Raw genomic sequence first — 16,703 nt, 5'->3', positions numbered from 1 at the left:
CCTGCGATCCGAAGCTGATCGCCGAGCCACGTGAGGCAACTACAAGTCCTGCGGCGAGAGCTTCGTCGCCCTGGCCGAGGGTGTCGCGCGGCGATCAGGATGGAAGGCAGCGTCAATCAAGGTGAGAGAGTTTCGCTGGGCTCGTGACGTAGGGAGGGCGTAGCCCGACCGGAGTTACGAGCCCAGCGTCGGCGCGATCCCGAGGAGGACCGCGCCGACTGGTGATCGCGGCCGGCGGGGTTATGCAGGTGGTTCTTCCGCCAAGAGGAATCACTCGCGTGCCCGGCCGACACATTACAGATCACCAGATGAGGCTCTACATGAAGTACCGTCAGACCGATAGCCCGCCAGTGGCGGCGGCCAAGGCATCATTCAGTGCGTCGACCGCCTATCGGATCGAGAGAGACCCCCGATTTCCATCGCAAAGGAAGGCGCCCCGCGGCCGGCGACGGCCGGACCCGTTGAGCGACGTGTTCGAGACCGAGATCGTGCCGATCCTGAAGGCGGCACCTGGCTTACGCCCGGTGGCGGTGTTCGAGGAGATGCTACGGCGTCATCCGGATCTCGGCAGCGGTATCCGTCGTACCCTGGAACGTCGGATCCGTGCATGGCGGGCGATCCACGGCGAGGAGCAGGAGGTGATCTTCCGCCAAACCCACGAGCCTGGCCAACTCGGCCTCTCCGACTTCACAGACATGGACGAGTTGGGTGTTACAGTTGCGGGTGCACCGTTGGATCACCGTCTCTATCACTTCCGTTTGGCCTATTGCGGGTTCGAGCACGCCCACGTCGTGCTTGGCGGCGAGAGCTTCGTTGCCTTGGCCGAAGGCCTGCAGAATGCCCTCTGGTCGCTCGGTGGGGCGCCGCGGGAGCATCGGACCGACAGTCTATCGGCCGCATTCTGCAATCTCGATCGTGATGCACGGGACGATCTGACGCAGCGATACGAGGCCCTTTGTGCCCATTACGGCATGCGGCCTTCCCGCAACAATCGAGGCGTTGCTCACGAGAATGGTTCGATCGAAGGGCCTCACGGTCATCTCAAGCGAACAATCGCGGACGCCTTGCTGCTGCGCGGAACTGTCGATTTCGACGATCTTGCCACCTATCGCGGCTTCATCGACGAGATCGTCAGCCGCCGCAATGCCCGCAACGCCAAGCGGATCGATAGCGAGCGCGTGGTGTTGCAGGAGCTGCCCGATCGGCGCACCTCCGACTACGAAGAGGTGATCGTCCGCGTGACCTCGTCCGGCGGCTTCACCCTGCGCAAGGTGTTCTACACGGTGCCATCGCGCTGATCGGTCACCGGCTGCGGGTGCGCCTTTACGACGATCGTCTCGACGTGTTCGTCGGCGGCACCCATCTCGTCACCCTGCCGCGTGGGCGGCCGCATCCCAATGGCAAGTACGACCAGGTCGTCGATTATCGGCACGTGATCCATTCCCTGCGGCGCAAGCCGATGGCGCTTCTCAATCTGGTCTACCGAGATCGGCTGTTCCCGCGGAATGCCTATCGGAAGACCTTCGATCGCTTGCGCGAACGCTTGCCGGACAAAAAAGCCTGCCGGATCATGGTCGATCTCCTCGCGCTCGCTCATGAACGCGGCTGCGAGGCCGAACTCGCCGATCAGCTCACCGCCGACCTCGAGGCCGGCCGACTGCCCGACCTCAACCGGCTACGTGCTCACTTCGCCCCCGATCCCGCCAACCTGCCGAACGTCGTGGTGCAACTCGTGCCGCTTGCGACCTACGAATGCCTCATCGGTACCGCCGAGACCGGAGGTGCCGCATGAGCGTAACGAACACGGTTGATGCCGCGCGCCTCAATCTGTTGCTCAATGAGCTCCGGCTGCCTGCCATCAAGGTGCTGTGGGCGCAATTTGCCGAACAGTCCGACAAGGAAGGCTGGCCGGCCGGCCGCTTCCTCGCGACCATCGCCGAGCACGAGATCACCGAACGCGGCCGCCGTCGGATCGAACGACACCTTGTCGAAGCACGTTTGCCCGCCGGAAAGACCTTCGACAGCTTCGACTTCGAAGCCGTGCCGATGATCTCGAAGGCGCAGGTGATGGCGCTCGCCGCCGGTGACAGCTGGCTGGGCAAGGGCGCCAATTTGCTGTTGTTCGGCCCGCCCGGCGGCGGAAAGAGCCACTTGGCGGCAGCGATTGGCCTGGCCCTCATCGAGAACGGATGGCGCGTCCTCTTCACCCGCACCACCGATCTCGTGCAGAAGCTCCAGCTGGCGCGACGCGAGCTCAACCTCGAGGCGGCCATCAATCGTCTCGATCGCTTCGATCTCCTGATCCTTTCCGCCTATTCTTCTGCAAGCTTTTAGGCCGCCTGCCTTTTGTGAGTTCGAGCTCCTTTTTAGCGTCTCACCTCGTCTTGTGGGCGAGTTGTTTCAGCAGCTTTTCGTTGCTCAATTTCTGCTACAGTCCTGCGTGAGTTGCCGTAGGAACAGACAGAACGTAAGATCAAACTCCTGCCAATCAGAAGTGGTAGTTCACGCCAACCCGCATCGTATGAAGCTGTTGCTTGAAGGAGACGGGCGTCGTGACTCCAATAGCGATGGCAGCAGGCGCAATGTCGCCCGTCTGCACACGGCTCGCGACGGAAATCGGCAGCGTTACGTCTTGCCTGCCGAAATCGAAGTAGTCATACTCAACTTTGGCTGACCAGCCGGGCAGGAAGGCATACTCCACGCCGGCCCCCAGTGTGCCGCCAAAGATCTTCTTGGTCGCTCGGCCATCGGCAGTACCGTTAGCAGCAAAGCCAGTCCCCAAGTTCGACGTAACGGCAAAGGACTGGTTGATGCCGATGCTTGAATCGGCCCAAGCTGCGCCGCCCTTGATGTAGACCAGGCCGCGGTCGCCCACCGTGAGGCCGACCCGTCCGGTGATATCGGCAATCCATTTGGTGTCGTTCGTACAATTCAAGACCACAAAGCAGCCATTGCGCCCCTTGACACCACTCCACAAAAAATCGCCTTCCACGCCGTAGACCATCACACCGGACTGGAAATTGTAACCGGCTTGTACGCCACCGAGGAAGCCATTCATCTGCACCTGCGGCAATGGCACAGTAAAATCGGCAGTGCCGCCGATGAGCTGGTTTACCGTCTGGTTGACTGGGGCGCCAATGAATGTGTTGCCCACAGCGGGGGCGGTCTGGCTGGTACCCCAACCCGAGCCCACACTGCCGCCGATGTAACCTCCAGTCCAGCTGAAGAGAGGATAAACGGGAGCTGGCGCTTTGACGATAGGTGCCGCAGGCAAATCGGCAGCTAAACTTCCGCTCACAAAAGCGATCGTCCCGAACGCAATGATGCCCGCGAGCGACAATTGCTTGTTGCACTTCATCCTAGAGTCCTCCTGCTGGGCACGGAAAATATTGCTGGCTTGATGCCAAGTTGTGGTTAGCTCGATAGTTGGTGCTGGCAGCCAGATCACCTCTGCAATCTGGTAGGCAGCAGCTTCTTGCTGCGACCGCGACAGCCGCTTCTAGCCGTGTCCGTTCCAGAAAGGCGAGCAGGCTCTGCATTCGAGCCTGTACGTCGGTGCTCAGCAATCCTTTCGCGAAGATCCCTGACACCGCCGAGTATTTCGGAGAGCAATGGCTGTTCTACAAAGCGGACGCGGTGGTGATTCTCGCGGCTCCCAACTGGACCGGCTGACGTTGGCCGACGTATAGCGCGGTATATCGTTAGTGGCTGTGCGTTGGTCTGGTTGTGAGTCCACGCCCGCTCTTGATGGGACTCACGATGGAGAGTGGGAGGCTCGATATTTTGGACGACTCGTGCGCTGCATTGTCGTCGGACTAGTAGGAGATGTCCTCGCTCTGGCTCACCCAAAAAGGCACAAGCTGCAAGCGCACGCTGGCGGTCCGAATTTCGGTCGCGGCATTGGGGGGAATGGGCAGCGTCGCAATTGTCGAGGCTGATCCACGAGCCGCGGTTTCAAAATGAAAGAGCGGCGCGGCCGTGCGGTTCATTCGCTTCGCCGATTTGGCCGAAATAGAAGGAGCGCGCGTCCCCCTTGAAGCCGAGAAATCTGGCCTACGGTTATCGATACCCTGACGAACAAAGCGCTCGCCATCGCCAGGGGCGCTGCCTGATCTTGTTGCGGCCGAGTCGGGCCGACATCGAAGCTGCCATACAGACGTTGATTGCTATTCGTAGGCTCAACCGCCGGTTTGCGTTCGTCCTCACTCGACGCCACGGCGGGGCTGCCGCGTAAGTGAAGCCGCAACGTCGCTCAATTCGCTCGGGGTGCTCGCGCTTACCTATGTGACAGCGTAATGAACATCAACACGCGCTTGGGGCAGGATTAGGCGTGACCGAGTGTGCGCAAGAGGGAAGAGCCTCGGAGGAAGTTCGTGAGCTGTGGCGCGATAGATCGTTGAAGCGTACTTCTAAGATTTCCGGAAGGAGGATCAGACGTGGATTCAGGTCCGCCTGAGCAGCTGTCCGAGGTGCCGACGAGCCCTCATTCAGCCAAATTGTGGCTGATGGAAGAGAAGAACGCGGCCTCCCGGTAGGCTTTCTGCCGTGTAGAGCTGACCGTGGATAAAAAAGGCGGTCATTGGGACGTCCCGGCGCGGCAGAAGGCCTAGGCTCTGCAATATGTCGATCACGGCAGGCGAAGCCTCTTGGGAGGCGTGCGTCCAGCCGTCGCCCAAGAACTCTCCCAGTTCAGGCACGTGCGGGACTGGCTGATGGCTTGATGCAGGTGCGCCAGACGGCAGAGGAAGGTTCGGCGCTAGCGCCGAGGGAGCGCTCCCACTCCATTCGAACGGTGCCGCCGAATCAAGGTTAGGTGCAAGACCGCCGTAGATATCTGAGGAAGTCCTTAGTGCCGCAGGCGTAGCTTCGCCCGGCAAAGGGGGCCGAGGGTGATGAATGAGCTGAACGTCCTTGGGCCCTGCCGGTCCCAATATCGCCGTGTACCGTTCGCCACCGATCTCAAAGTTCATGATTGGATGTTCCGCAACAGGCAAGAAGTCCCAGTGGCCCAAGGTGGTCAGCATCATGTCTGGGGCCAGCTGGGTGCGATGGGAAAAATTCTTGGGAACGGCGAACGAAACATCGAACGTATCGCCGACAGCGGGCGACCGCAGATGGACGAGCTGAACATCATTGAGCCCTCCTGGTCCCAAGACGGCCATGTAGCGTTCACCTCGAATATCGTAGGCCTTTACCCGCTGTGCTGCATCCGGCAAGAGGCCCCAGCGGCGAAGCCTGTGCATCATATTCGGCGCGGCCTGGGTCCCGTGGGAGAAATCTTCGGGGACGCTCAAAGACGCATCAAAGGCGTCGCCGGCCGTCACGAACGTCTGCTCAAGCACGGTCTGAGCCCCAGCGCCTTCGTTCATCATCCGCCCAGAGTGGTCTTCAGAGGTGGAATTCGGCTCCCGCGAGCTCGGCTGCCAAGTCGCGGCATCGAAAAGCTCTTCCTGAGCAACACTTTGCACCGGCGAGGGGATGTTTGAACTCATCATTGGCCAAGGCAGCAGTGCATCGAAGGTCGGCGCCGGCATGAGGTTCTCGCGATCCGCGGCATCGAAAAGCGCGTGCTGAGGGACACTTTGCACCGGCGAGTGAATGGTTGAACTCATCGTTGGCCAAGACACCGGTGCATCGGAGGTCGCCCCCGACAAGAAGTTCTCGTGGTCCGCGGCATCGAAAAGCCCTTCCTGAGCGACACTTTGCACCGGCGAGTGGGGCATTGAACTAACCGTTGGCCCAAGCATTGTTGCGGGCAAGAGGTTCTCGCCATCAGCGGCATCGAAAAGCACGTCCTGGGCGACACTTTCTATAGGAGAATGGGCGGCTAACCCCACTGCATGCCAGAGCTGCGGAGTATTGAACCCCGGGGGCAATGAGCCGCGCCCATCCGCAACTTTCCCCATCGGCTGCTCATCGGCCGGCATGGGCAAGGGGGTGGACGGCTGAATGGCGTGGCTCGAACTGCCTCCTTCTCCGCCTAAATTGTTCTGCAGGGTAATCGCGCGATAATCGCGGAGGCCGTTCAAGGCGACGATGAGCACGTTGTCCTTCGGAAACAATCTGTCTGCGTGGCCAAGCAATGCATCATCACTAAGCTTGGCAATCGACAAGGGTCGAAGCGCTACCGCAAACTTCCGCAGAGCGCTCGCATAGCCCTCGGCCGTTCCCTTGCGTATCTGTCGACTAAAACCTGCCTCAGCGGCCTCCCTGATGAGACTCTCATCTTCCCTGGTAGGGCGATAATGTGTTGAAACGGGGCGAGCGTTGGCGTCGGGCTCGCGATACCGACTGACCATTGACAATGCTGGGGCGATGACCTTGTCGTTTGGCAGCAGCTTCTTGCCGTAAGCGAGTAACGTATCGTCATCGAGCCCAGCAATTGATTGGCCGTACTGCTTCAGCTCCCCGGCTAGTTTGCGAAGCCGACGATCGTAAATTTCGACGGTTTTCTCACTCTGCGGTTGCCCGCGATCGAGAGCAGCGCGGGACGCCGCCTGGATGAGGCGATCGTCTTCCTCAGTGACATCATATAGCTCCGCGTGTTTGTATACGGGGCCCGCTTCTCGCACGCCTGCCAAGTGCTGCTCAAACGCCGCATTCGGCTGCTCCGGCTGTTCCACGGTCGCATCTGATGCACTGAACTCCTTGCTTGTGTTCAATCGGTCCATGGTCAGTCCGCTGGCATCCTTCTCTCGTTAGTTCGCTACTCACGTTAGCTTTCCAAAACCTGACGTGGCCAGGCGGAAAGCTAGAATGAAAGGGGAATGACGGCCGCCAACTGCCTTCTCTGCGCGCTGCAGCATCGCTCGCCCGCCCAAAGAAGGCGCCCCATGAAAATGAGGGTCTTCAACTGAGTGGCGGCACATTACATCCACATCGCAGCCGACTAGCTGAGCAGGTACGAAACCAAGTGGATCGCTGACATTATCGGGCGGCACGGCGTCGCTCTGGGCGATCGTGTTTTACGCTATAGCAAGGTCGGCGCAGCGTGGGCTCATTCCAGCATCGGTATCGATCAATATTGCATCGGCTTTGAAGGCAGGCTTGCTGCGAATGGTGCCATGAATGGCAGAACGACAAAAAGGTCTTCGGCGGCACATTACGTGCAGGGCGTCCAATATCCTTTCCTACCCGGCTGGCCAGCCAAGCTTGAATACGACTACTTCGATTTCACTAGGCAAGACGTTACTCTTCGTGTGTCGGTAAACGGGGCAAGTGCAGACTGCTGGCGACGGCCCGACAGGTGCCTTGGACGTTGAAGTCGCATCGCTCACCACCTTCAAACAGCAGTTTTCAAACAATCAGGCTTGGCGTGAATTTCCATTTCTGATTTGAATGAAACTGGACGGCTTAGCGCTGAGGCGCCCGGCATCCCCAGTATGATCCTGACACACAGCGCAGCGCCGCGTTAGGGGCGTGGTGTGACGGCGCTTGAGCGCAAGGTGTTGCACAGCGAGTTCGGATATGCGCATAAAACCGCCTATCGGAGCGGCTGCACATTCTGTGTTGTCGTTCCCGCCGCGTCCGACTCTGCCGTGCCTGCTCCATCTTCTCCGTTGCTCTTGTTGCGCTGGGCGACAGTAGGGTGGCTGGCAAGAGGAGCGGCGGCGCGATCGCCATTAACCGTGACGACAGACCGATTATCCACCAAGTCGAGCGGATCGTTGATCATAACTGCCAGATTGTTTTTGGTCGAGCAACCAAGCGTTGGTTCGAACGAATTGTCGTTCACTGCTGGTCCGACGATCAGAAGCGACGGACAGTTCGGAAGATGCGCTTCGAACGTGATCGCCTCGATCCTGACGCCGGAATGGCCGGCTAAATTGAGGGGAGAAGCGGACAGGCGGATGTTATAGGGAGCCACGCCCATGGCCCGGGCCTCGTGCGCCACCTGCGCAATGAGCTTAGGGGAGCCGCTCACATCCACATGGAGCGCATCCCGCCGGCCGCCACTTACGTTGGCGATAAAACTACGCAGCTGAAGCCTCTTGGGCGCACGGAGGCTCTGCAGGAACAAGACACGTTTTCTTTGTTCGACCTGGACTCCTTGTTCGGCAGGTTTGGAATGGATCGAGGCACTATTTGCGCAGCCCCCCAATGTTGCGGCAATGACAATCAAATTTGACAAATATCGCAGGGTCATTTGTCGATCCTCATTCGATGATAAAGCCGGCGTTGCCCGTCAATCCTGGTGCGCTCGCGCGCGGCGCATTGCGGCCTTGAGGCGGCCGTGCCAGCGTGTTCGTCAAAATGCGGCCTGGATCCGATGGCGGTGCGATGCGGTCGGTGGGCGCGCTTATCCGACCTGGATTTGATCCCGGCCGCACGATGTAAGGTGTGACAACGATAACCAGCTCGGTTTCGCGTTTTTGAAACGATGAAGAGCGAAAAAGCGCGCCCAGGATCGGTACATCGCCGAGCCAGGGAAACTCGCTGATATCAGTGTTGAAGTTGCGCCTGATGAGGCCGCCGATTGCAAAGCTCTGGCCGCTGGCGAGCTCGACCACGGTGCTCGCTCGTCGAGTCGAAAGGGCAGGGACCGCCGTACCATTGATCTTGACCTCGCCTTCGCTCGACAGTTCGCTGACTTCAGGCTTCACACGGACATTGATCTGGTTGTTGCTGAGCACCGTCGGGACGAATTCCAAGCTCACACCGAACTGCCGAAATTGGACCGAAACCTGCCGGTTATCCTGCATGACCGGGATCGGAAATTCGCCGCCGGCTAGGAAGCTTGCGGCTTCCCCGGACATCGCCGTCAGATTCGGCTCAGCCAGGATTGAGGCGAGGTGCTCACTCGCGAGAGCGTCGAGAACAGCGCTCAGGTTGATATTGCCGGCGCTAAAACCGACCCCGATCGTGCCGCCGCCGGCCGCGCCGGACCCGCCCGGTTTGCCGGTGACAAGGGAAGCGCCATTTGGACCGGAGGCGGCGAAGTTGATATTAAGATCCTTGACGGCGCTGCGGGAGACTTCTGCCACCCGCACGCTGAGATTCACCTGCAGTGAGCCGGCGACCTGGATCTTGTTGACAACCGGTGCGCCCGCGCCAACAAATTGCTCGGTGACCTTCCTCGCCGTCTCAACGACATCGGCATTGGGTGCCGTACCGCTAAGGATCGCGCCCCGCGGGGTATAGCTGACCTGAATCGGATAGTCGCCGACCTCGGCCTTGAGCGCGGCCCGCAGATCCTCGATCGGTTGGGTCACGACAACTCGCAGCTCGGCAAGAGCCTCTCCGTTTTCGTTGAGGGCAAACAGGCTCGTCCGCCCGGACTTTTTGCCAAACACGAAAATTGTACTGCTCGAGGGAGCCTGGTAATCGGCAATCGCCGGGTCGGCAACAAAAATGGTCGCCGCCGGCGCGCTCAGATGAACTGTCTTTCCCTGCGACGAGGTAAGGTTGAGCGTGCCCGTGGTGCTGCCAGGTGCCGCACGTGGCATCTCTCCTTTGCCGTCCCGCTTTGTCTCGGCTGAGGCGGCAAGCGGAAACAGCAAAGCAAGCCCGCACAGGAGGTAGCAGAGACGCGGCAGAGTGGCAGAGCGGTGCGGGTTGGTGATCGCAGGCGGCTGAAGAGCGCCGGCGGCATGGTTAAGGACCTTCAAGCGATTGTTGCCTTCAAGTGAGACGGCTAGGCAGCCGATGCTGTGCCAACGAGTTCTAGAGTGTAACCGACGCCGCGCGCGGTCTTGATCCTGAGCGTCGCACCGGCCTGGTTCAAATGCGCGCGTAAGCGATAAATCCCGACTTCCAGCGCATTGGTCGAGACCTCATCGTCAAACGCGTACAAGCTATCCTCCAACGATGTGCGCGGCACAGTGCGACCGGCGCGATTGAGCAGATGTTCGAGAATGCACACCTCACGCCGGGCAATCCTCAGAATCCGACCACCGACCGAGACTTGTCTGGCGATCGGATCGAAATGCAGATTCCCGAATGTCACGACCGGCGCCGTCATTTGCGTTGACCGTCGCAAAATGGCCCGCATGCGAGCGATGAGTTCGTCGATCGACACAGGCTTGGGCAGGAAATCATCCGCTCCGGCATTGAAGGTCGCAATTCTCCGGTTGAGATCATTGAGACTGCTCATCATCATTGCCGGCATTGATCGTCCTTCGCGCCGCAACTGCTTCAACCAGTCCAAACTATCTCCGTCCGGCAAGACGGATTCGAGCAGTAAGATGTGGTAGTTCGCGCAATCCAGCGCGGCTGACGCCTCATCCAGCGTGGGCGTCACGTCGACCGCGAACCCGCAATTCACGAGCGTTGCCTTCACAGCGCGGCCAAAGTCCGCATGATGATCAACCAGGAGAATTCGCATTCATCGCCTCTCGTCCGTCCTCGGCAGGACTTGAGCGTGTTAGGTTTGAGCATGAGAATCGGCGGAACCCAGATCCTGACGGTTTGGCGTGAATTCGAAGATCCGTAAACGATATGCAAGAGCTTGGTGGCAGGCGATCGATGCATGCGCGTCCATCGTCACCGGATAGACGGCGGCTTGCGTCGGGTGGCCTGGGCGGGCGGTGCGACTCAACATATCCGTTACGCTAGCAAGAGCTTTGCGATGCCTTACGGGCTGAGAGTTCTGGCGGCGTGCTGATGCACTCTGTGAGCCGAGCATAGCCGTGCCTGCATGCGCTACGCTAACGCCTGCAGTGGCAATCGCACCAAGCCGCCCGAGCCAAAGGAAGGCCGGTGCGAGAGTAGCTGTATTTGCCGCCGGACAGACTTGCGAAACCGACATTTGAAACTCCCCAATTCGTCTTGATCCGCGGTCAGTCGTGCTTGGCTGTTGAGCCCGGAGTGCCGTCAAGCCATGACATTGCAAGTTTTCCGCGTTAAAGACACTTCACGCGCTATGTGTCGGCCAATGGGCCGTGAAAGGCCGACAGACGTTCTCTCGCTTGCCGGTGTTAGCCAAGCAAGATGTCAACTTTCCCGAGGCTCGGTCGCTTCCGAGATGCTCTCTGCCCCCAGCCGAGCGGATGCTGCCAATGAGGACAAGTTAGGCAGGGCGTTGCTGTCGCGCATTGTCTGAGGCGGTGAAGCCGGCTCCATTTCGTCAGACCTGGTGAACGGCGCAAGAACTGGGCCTTTCGTCGGCATAGACGAAGTAACGATTGCCCGCGTTGTTCTGGCGCGCTGGATCCCGGTCTGGCAGCGAAGAGAGTGCTTCGTCTTGCGCTCGCAGAGTAGATACACGATGCAAGCTCTGACGAGCAGCAGTCGAGTAGTGTGACCAACCGGATCGGCTGAGCATTGAAGTTTTGAGACCTTCGCAATTTTGCTACCTGTCAGGAAGAGTTCACGCGAGCGGATTGTGTGTCGCAAGACTGTCGGAAATCCTACAATCTGACGCGAGGTGAGATTCAAGTGCATTTGAATGGTCTTTGTAGCGGTGCCCTCAATTGTGAATCGTTGTGAGGTAACGGCGACACAGTTCGGTCATGTCGTCGAGCTGCGCGCGACGGCCGTCTCGCTCTGTGCAAGGTCATGAGCATTTGTCCGTCCAACTAAGCGTAGAGCGGAACCGATTTGAAATGCACGAAGAGGCAGGCGTTCTCAGCAAGCCTTGCGTAAGCCATGACGCCAGGATTGCGGCGATCCGATTCGCCTCGTACGTGTCAATTTAGCGGAAAGACCGTGGCGAGGGTCGGACGTCCGCTTGACGCAGAGGAAGTAACGTTCGAGATGCAGACTGCCGATCGCTCGAGCCAAGTTGTTCGGCAAGGGATTGAGAAGAGAATCGATTGCCAGACGTCATCTTGAATGCGGCCTCCACATCTTGCGATCGACTATGAGGCTTTCAGGCGTCCTCTGCAAAATCGATTGTTTTGATGGAACGCATCCAGTTGGCGGATCGGCTGTCCTGTGGCAGCGCGGATTGCTGCGGACCAGTGAATACCCGATGCGATCGCGGCCGAATTACCAAGTGGTGGACCGCGCGGTCAATTTCAGGTCGAGTTAACTAGAGGAGGATGCTGCGCGTTCGGCGGCTTACCTTCACCAAAGCCATCAGCCAGCCGTGAGCTCGGCCGACAAATTCATGTCTTTGGAGCGCACAATGTATCAAGATAATAGAACGACCGGGCACGGGAGAGAGGTGGTCCGGCGTTCTCCCGACCGTCGGAGGTGCGTCTTGCGCCGGAGCCCTCAGCCGCTGTTACGCTTGATGGCGAGTTGATCGGGCGGTCGGCCGCCCCACTATGCCTTGAGTGTGGTGCGTGACTCGGAGTTGGTGGGCCGCTTCCGGTTCTTCCTTGCGGGTATTATGGTGCTTGAACGCCGACGAACCCGCGAAATGGTGCGGCCGAGACCATCTACTCATTGCCCTCCCGCTTGAAGGGATTTGCTTCGCTACCGGTTTGGTAGCTTTCCAAGTTTCCGCCCAGAAAGAGGCGCTCGGTTTCTCGAGTTGGCGTTCTGCCGAGTGAGCACATCAGATCGACGTCGACATCGATGTTGTCGTAATCTTCGGCATTCATTCTAAGCGCAATGCTACTCAGCACGTCGTCGGGCGTCCAGACAGTGAGCTTTGGGTACGGTGTAGGTATGGATCGCGTTCGCATTGTTGGCGATCGCTCTCGCCCAATGATCGCGAGAAGCGGCGAGTTTGCCGGATCTTCGACCAATGACACGAAGGGTGATGTTGTTGTCTTGCCCCGCATATGCCAGCCAGCTTAGCGCGCCCGGTCAATAGGATACCGCTCCGGATGATCTCCAACGGAAGAATGATCCCGAGCCGTGTTGCGAACATGCAATATGGCGCTCGTGTTGTCTTCCGTATGCGGCTTGCAATCACTATCCTGATTCTGAAAACGCCGCAGTGTGACATAAGACGACCTCACCACGTCGTCGAATACGTGGTCTTGGTCAACGGCAGTGCGCTCGTCGGTGACCAGCGCGCCGCTTGCTGCCCGGCAAGGTCGATCTCGTTCCTGAGCGCTTCAAGATTGGCACCAGTCAGTGTTGCGGCAAGCTGAGCGCGGGCACTGACAAAAGATGGCGCTGGATAGCTACTGGTTTCCGAGGTCGCCTCGCTTGGCGCGGACGAAGAAGTGGCAGCGACAGAATTTGTCGCTGAGCGGACCGAAGTCGACGTTGTATAGACCGAATCTAAGTCGTCTAGATGCAAGTCATTCAGCTGCTGCTCGAAGCTTGCTTGATCCTCTGAAGTGTGTGCCGGTGCGCTGGTCTGACCGCCAAGCTCATCCTGTTGCCGCCCGAAGCGGCCCGGCGGCTCTAACACGTTGTGAGCCTCGAAGGGAGTGTCTGCTGCGTTTGAATCAACATTCATCTCTCTCCCTCTCTCTCCCTTGTGCCGGATGCCGGTGTAGAGTGTTGCATGTGCAGCTTTCGAGAAGCTGACAGACCAGGAAGGGCCCATTTAGCTTCTGCTTTTTTGAGGGAGTTGAATGGAGTCAGTCAGCGAGGCGAATAATCAGCTGGACGGAAGCCGCGCAAAGCATCGAATCAAATCGGTGCTGCCTTGTGCCTTCCGACATTGGTGCTCGATTAGGCCGAGATCGGGTGCCCTGACTGAGTTTGTTCGGACCGGCGCGTCAGACTCGTTCTATCACTTCATCGCGGACGCGTCCGAGGAAGACAGCGCTTGCACAGCAAGATGGACAAGCTGGTGCTTGAGGCGAGGGAAGGGTTCTTTCGTAGATCGTCTGCTTATGCAGAAGTGAGAATTGCATTCTGTCGCTCTAGAAGCCTGGGATGGACCAGCGCAACCCGGTTCCGTTTGCTGTTTCCAAGCGAACGACTGCATCAAGTCGTTCTCGTCGACGCGTGGGAAGTTAAGCGACTTCCGCAAACCTGACCTACGAGGTTGTGATGTCGGATTAGCCATCACAACGACTTGCGCCGCGTTGCGATAGGCTGCTTTTGTACGAGCGCGAGCGCGCTTGTTGTCTGGAATCAGCCAAACGCCTCTGGAGCATGACGTCTTGGAAGCCGCGATCGGCGGCACTCATCGAGGGAGAAGAGCATATGAAGGTTACTGGCCGAGGACTAACGATCCTGTTGTCCTTGCTTTCGGCCGCGAGCGTGAGCGTGCCGGCGAGAGCCGACGAGCCTTCGCCGAAATATACCGAGGTGCTCAGTGCCCTCCAGGCGGGGAAGAACGTGAAGCTCATACTGGACATGAGCCGCTGTACCTCCGCGGAGGGCGGCAAGCCAGCGTCGGCGACGCAGGCCGGTCTGGTCATCAATGCCTTCCGGGTGACCGGCCAGAACGGCATCAGCTTTGCCAATGCTCATCAAACGGTCGACAGCTCCGGACATGCCGTGACCGAGTACATCCGCCATAGCCTTAGCCGCGAAGGCAAGCTGACAGTGCGAGCCTCGAAACTTGTCGTCGGGACCACCGAACTCGTGAACCAAGGGGAATTCATCTGCGAAATACCGGATGGCGCAAAGTTCGTCTGGTAACAAAGAACGCAGGGCGTGGGCGGCGCTTCGAAGACTTGATCCTTTAATGATATCGACACCTGCGCAGGGCATCGATCGTCAGCACGGTCAGAGTGTTTCTGGCCGTGCTTTCGTCGGGGAAGGATCAAGTTGCCTGAACTTGCTGCTCAGGTAGCTCATGAGGGCCGCCGATTTCCATTCGATCTCAGGCGTTGGAAGATCGACGGCTCAGGCAATCGTCGTATGGGTTGGAGCCAGGCCTCTCGGTTGAACGCTCCAGATGATCTCGCTACGTCCGCACGCTGTTCGCGGTCCTTGTGAGAACATCATCTGATCCGGCCGCGGGCCCGCGTTGATGACGCTCAGTTCCCCACGCTGGCCGCCGGATCGGAGTGTTATAGCGCGAAGGCTGCTTTCGACCGCCCCGAGCATCGGAAAAAGCAAATCACTCTTTCCGAGCCTGTGCCATTAGCCTCTTCCTCCCGACTTTCTGTATGGATTCGGTGCGCTAGCCACCCGATAGTCATCCAGATTCCCGCCCAGAAACAGTACCTCACGTTCCTCAGTGGGGGTATCACTCACCCATGCGAGATCGGGTTCATCATTCTCAGTCCCGTCCTCGAGAATACTGACAATCTCTTCGGCCGTCCAAGTTGCGACCCTCGGCACAGTATAGGTGTGCAACTCATTCGCGGTTTCCGCGATGACTTTGGCGCCAAACTGGTTGTCATCGTCCGGCGAAAGGAGCAGTTGTGAGGCCTCCTCGGACAGTGACACAAAGGGCGAAGAACTGGTATCACCCCTCATGTGCTCTGCCGCTGCGCGCCCCAGATCAAGCCGTTGGCCTCCCCAGATATTCCAGGGGGCCTCGTCATAACGCAAAGCCGCCATGGAACGCAAATGGGCCATCGCGCTTTGACGGTCCAACGCATGTGGCTTGCAGTGGCTGGCGTGGTTTTGAAAGCGCTCCAGCTCCAGGTATGACGATGCCACTACGTCGTCGTAAACGCGGCTACTATCGACGCGATAGCCTGACGATCTAATCGCTCTTGACCATTGTGCTGATCTTTGCGCAGCGAGTTCGATTTCTCTTCTTAGTTCCGCAATGTTCGCGCAAGTCAGCGTTGCGGCAAGCTGAGCGCGCGCTCTCACAAAGGGTGCAGCCGCGCACCGTTCATTCTCCGGGATAGCTTGCGCTCTCTTATTGCCATCCGTTACCGTCCGGCTCGATCCGGGCCCTGGTGAAGCTGATGCTGCGAGGATTGGCTGAGACGCTCTAAGCTGATGCTCAAAGTGTGCTTGCGCTGCCTCCTCCTGTTGCGGCTCGAGGTAATGCATCCCAGCCCCGGATGGGTTAACGTTGTCAAATGGGTCCACTCCGTTCTCCCGTTTTTGGCCTTCAATATCATCGTACAAAGTTGATCAGATCAGGATCAGGAACCAAGACGCGCGCAGTGTCTATAAAACGTACCAGGTCGGTCTGGTTCTCGAATCGGTCGTGTGTTGAGGCGTACGGGTGGGACTTACCGGCAATCCCGGTCATTCTTCTCTTCCAGAGTTTGAGCCATCGCGGCGGCCTCCTGTCCGGATAGAGATGTTGCTATGCTAGAAGGCTTAGCTGTCAAACAGCTGACCAGACTCATTGCTTGAAGAAAACTCGTGGCCATTGCGACTGTGCCGGCGAGCCTGTTGTTCATTGCAGAGCGGAGTTTGGCGGGATGGGCCACCTCGCTGTCCGTTTCACGGCAGCACCGTATGAAAGGTCCTGGAGGAGCAGCCCGGCGGAAGCTTAGCTACCGGTGAGCTTGAGCTGCATGGGAGAAGCCTGCCAAGGGCCGGCTTTCATCGGTTCGCAATGAATGTCTTTGAAATGCTATTCAAGATGCTGCTGTGATCCTCACAGCCGGGTCAGGCGGCGGCCATCGCGCTCTAACCGGGCCGGGGTGGCGTGAAGCTCATTGTAGGGTTCCCGTCGGCGCGCCGGGTGTTAGTCGGAAAACAAGCCCGGGGCGTGCGACTTCGATCGAGGCAGCACGGGCTCCCATAGATGGACCAGCCGGCGCGCGGAGGAGGCCTCGCCGAGCGCGAGCTTTGGCTAACCATGAGGCCGGCGATCCGCACGTGTCGAATTGCACGTCATCGATTGCGTGCAGGTGAAGACTGCGGCTTTTGCCCTCCTGCAAACGAACTTGGAGTGTTTGCTTTCGCGATGCCCTAGCGATCATAATGCGAGTCCTGACGGCGAGACCGTGTTTGTCAGATTCAGAACATTCTGCGTCAACTTC

The 16,703-nt window shown here is 58.9% G+C and carries 10 protein-coding genes and 2 pseudogenes; 3 read left to right on the top strand and 9 right to left on the bottom strand.

Annotation, left to right across the window (positions count from 1 at the left end; translation table 11 throughout):
- The first annotated feature begins 278 nt into the window (after nucleotides 1-278).
- Both istA and XH88_RS36610 read left to right on the top strand, forming a co-directional pair.
- Nucleotides 279-1,792, top strand: a pseudogene (gene istA / locus XH88_RS36615) (IS21 family transposase).
- A pseudogene (locus XH88_RS36610) lies at nucleotides 1,789-2,307 on the top strand (ATP-binding protein); the annotation flags it as partial. The pseudogenes istA and XH88_RS36610, both read left to right, overlap by 4 nt.
- A gap of 181 nt (nucleotides 2,308-2,488) precedes the next feature.
- Here XH88_RS36610 and XH88_RS36605 read toward each other — a convergent pair.
- The 8 genes from XH88_RS36605 to XH88_RS36570 form a co-directional block, all read right to left on the bottom strand.
- Nucleotides 2,489-3,358, bottom strand: a complete 870-nt coding sequence (locus tag XH88_RS36605) for an outer membrane protein (protein WP_271673023.1) — start codon at nucleotides 3,356-3,358, stop codon at nucleotides 2,489-2,491.
- A 457-nt stretch (nucleotides 3,359-3,815) separates the two neighbouring features.
- Nucleotides 3,816-3,989 (bottom strand): hypothetical protein, encoded by a 174-nt coding sequence (locus tag XH88_RS36600; RefSeq protein WP_271673022.1) that lies wholly within the window; start codon nucleotides 3,987-3,989, stop codon nucleotides 3,816-3,818.
- Nucleotides 3,990-4,487: 498 nt separating this feature from the next.
- Nucleotides 4,488-6,671 (bottom strand): hypothetical protein, encoded by a 2,184-nt coding sequence (locus XH88_RS36595; protein WP_271673021.1) that lies wholly within the window; start codon nucleotides 6,669-6,671, stop codon nucleotides 4,488-4,490.
- A gap of 812 nt (nucleotides 6,672-7,483) precedes the next feature.
- Nucleotides 7,484-8,146: a CpaD family pilus assembly lipoprotein gene (locus tag XH88_RS36590; protein ID WP_271673020.1), complete on the bottom strand. Its 663-nt coding sequence runs from the start codon at nucleotides 8,144-8,146 to the stop codon at nucleotides 7,484-7,486.
- Nucleotides 8,147-8,156: 10 nt separating this feature from the next.
- Nucleotides 8,157-9,608: a type II and III secretion system protein family protein gene (locus tag XH88_RS36585; RefSeq protein WP_271673019.1), complete on the bottom strand. Its 1,452-nt coding sequence runs from the start codon at nucleotides 9,606-9,608 to the stop codon at nucleotides 8,157-8,159.
- Between the two features lie 26 nt (nucleotides 9,609-9,634).
- The gene (locus XH88_RS36580) at nucleotides 9,635-10,324 is read right to left on the bottom strand and encodes a winged helix-turn-helix domain-containing protein (RefSeq protein ID WP_128948653.1); all 690 of its coding nucleotides are present in this window, start codon (nucleotides 10,322-10,324) and stop codon (nucleotides 9,635-9,637) included.
- Between the two features lie 1,999 nt (nucleotides 10,325-12,323).
- Complete coding sequence (locus tag XH88_RS36575) at nucleotides 12,324-12,488, bottom strand: hypothetical protein (protein ID WP_271673018.1); 165 nt, start codon at nucleotides 12,486-12,488, stop codon at nucleotides 12,324-12,326.
- 359 nt (nucleotides 12,489-12,847) lie between these two features.
- Nucleotides 12,848-13,300, bottom strand: a complete 453-nt coding sequence (locus XH88_RS36570; RefSeq protein ID WP_271673017.1) for a hypothetical protein — start codon at nucleotides 13,298-13,300, stop codon at nucleotides 12,848-12,850.
- Nucleotides 13,301-13,998: 698 nt separating this feature from the next.
- Between XH88_RS36570 and XH88_RS36565 the strand changes: the two genes are divergently transcribed.
- A complete protein-coding gene (locus XH88_RS36565) occupies nucleotides 13,999-14,439 on the top strand; it encodes a VirK family protein (protein WP_128948656.1) in 441 nt (146 codons plus the stop codon).
- A 447-nt stretch (nucleotides 14,440-14,886) separates the two neighbouring features.
- Here the strand turns inward: XH88_RS36565 and XH88_RS36560 are convergent, their stop codons facing one another.
- A complete protein-coding gene (locus tag XH88_RS36560; RefSeq protein ID WP_271673016.1) occupies nucleotides 14,887-15,411 on the bottom strand; it encodes a hypothetical protein in 525 nt (174 codons plus the stop codon).
- Nucleotides 15,412-16,703: the final 1,292 nt, after the last annotated feature.

This window comes from Bradyrhizobium sp. CCBAU 51627, from assembly GCF_028128765.1.
Lineage (GTDB): Bacteria > Pseudomonadota > Alphaproteobacteria > Rhizobiales > Xanthobacteraceae > Bradyrhizobium.
This window is presented reverse-complemented; position numbering and strand designations above follow the sequence as displayed.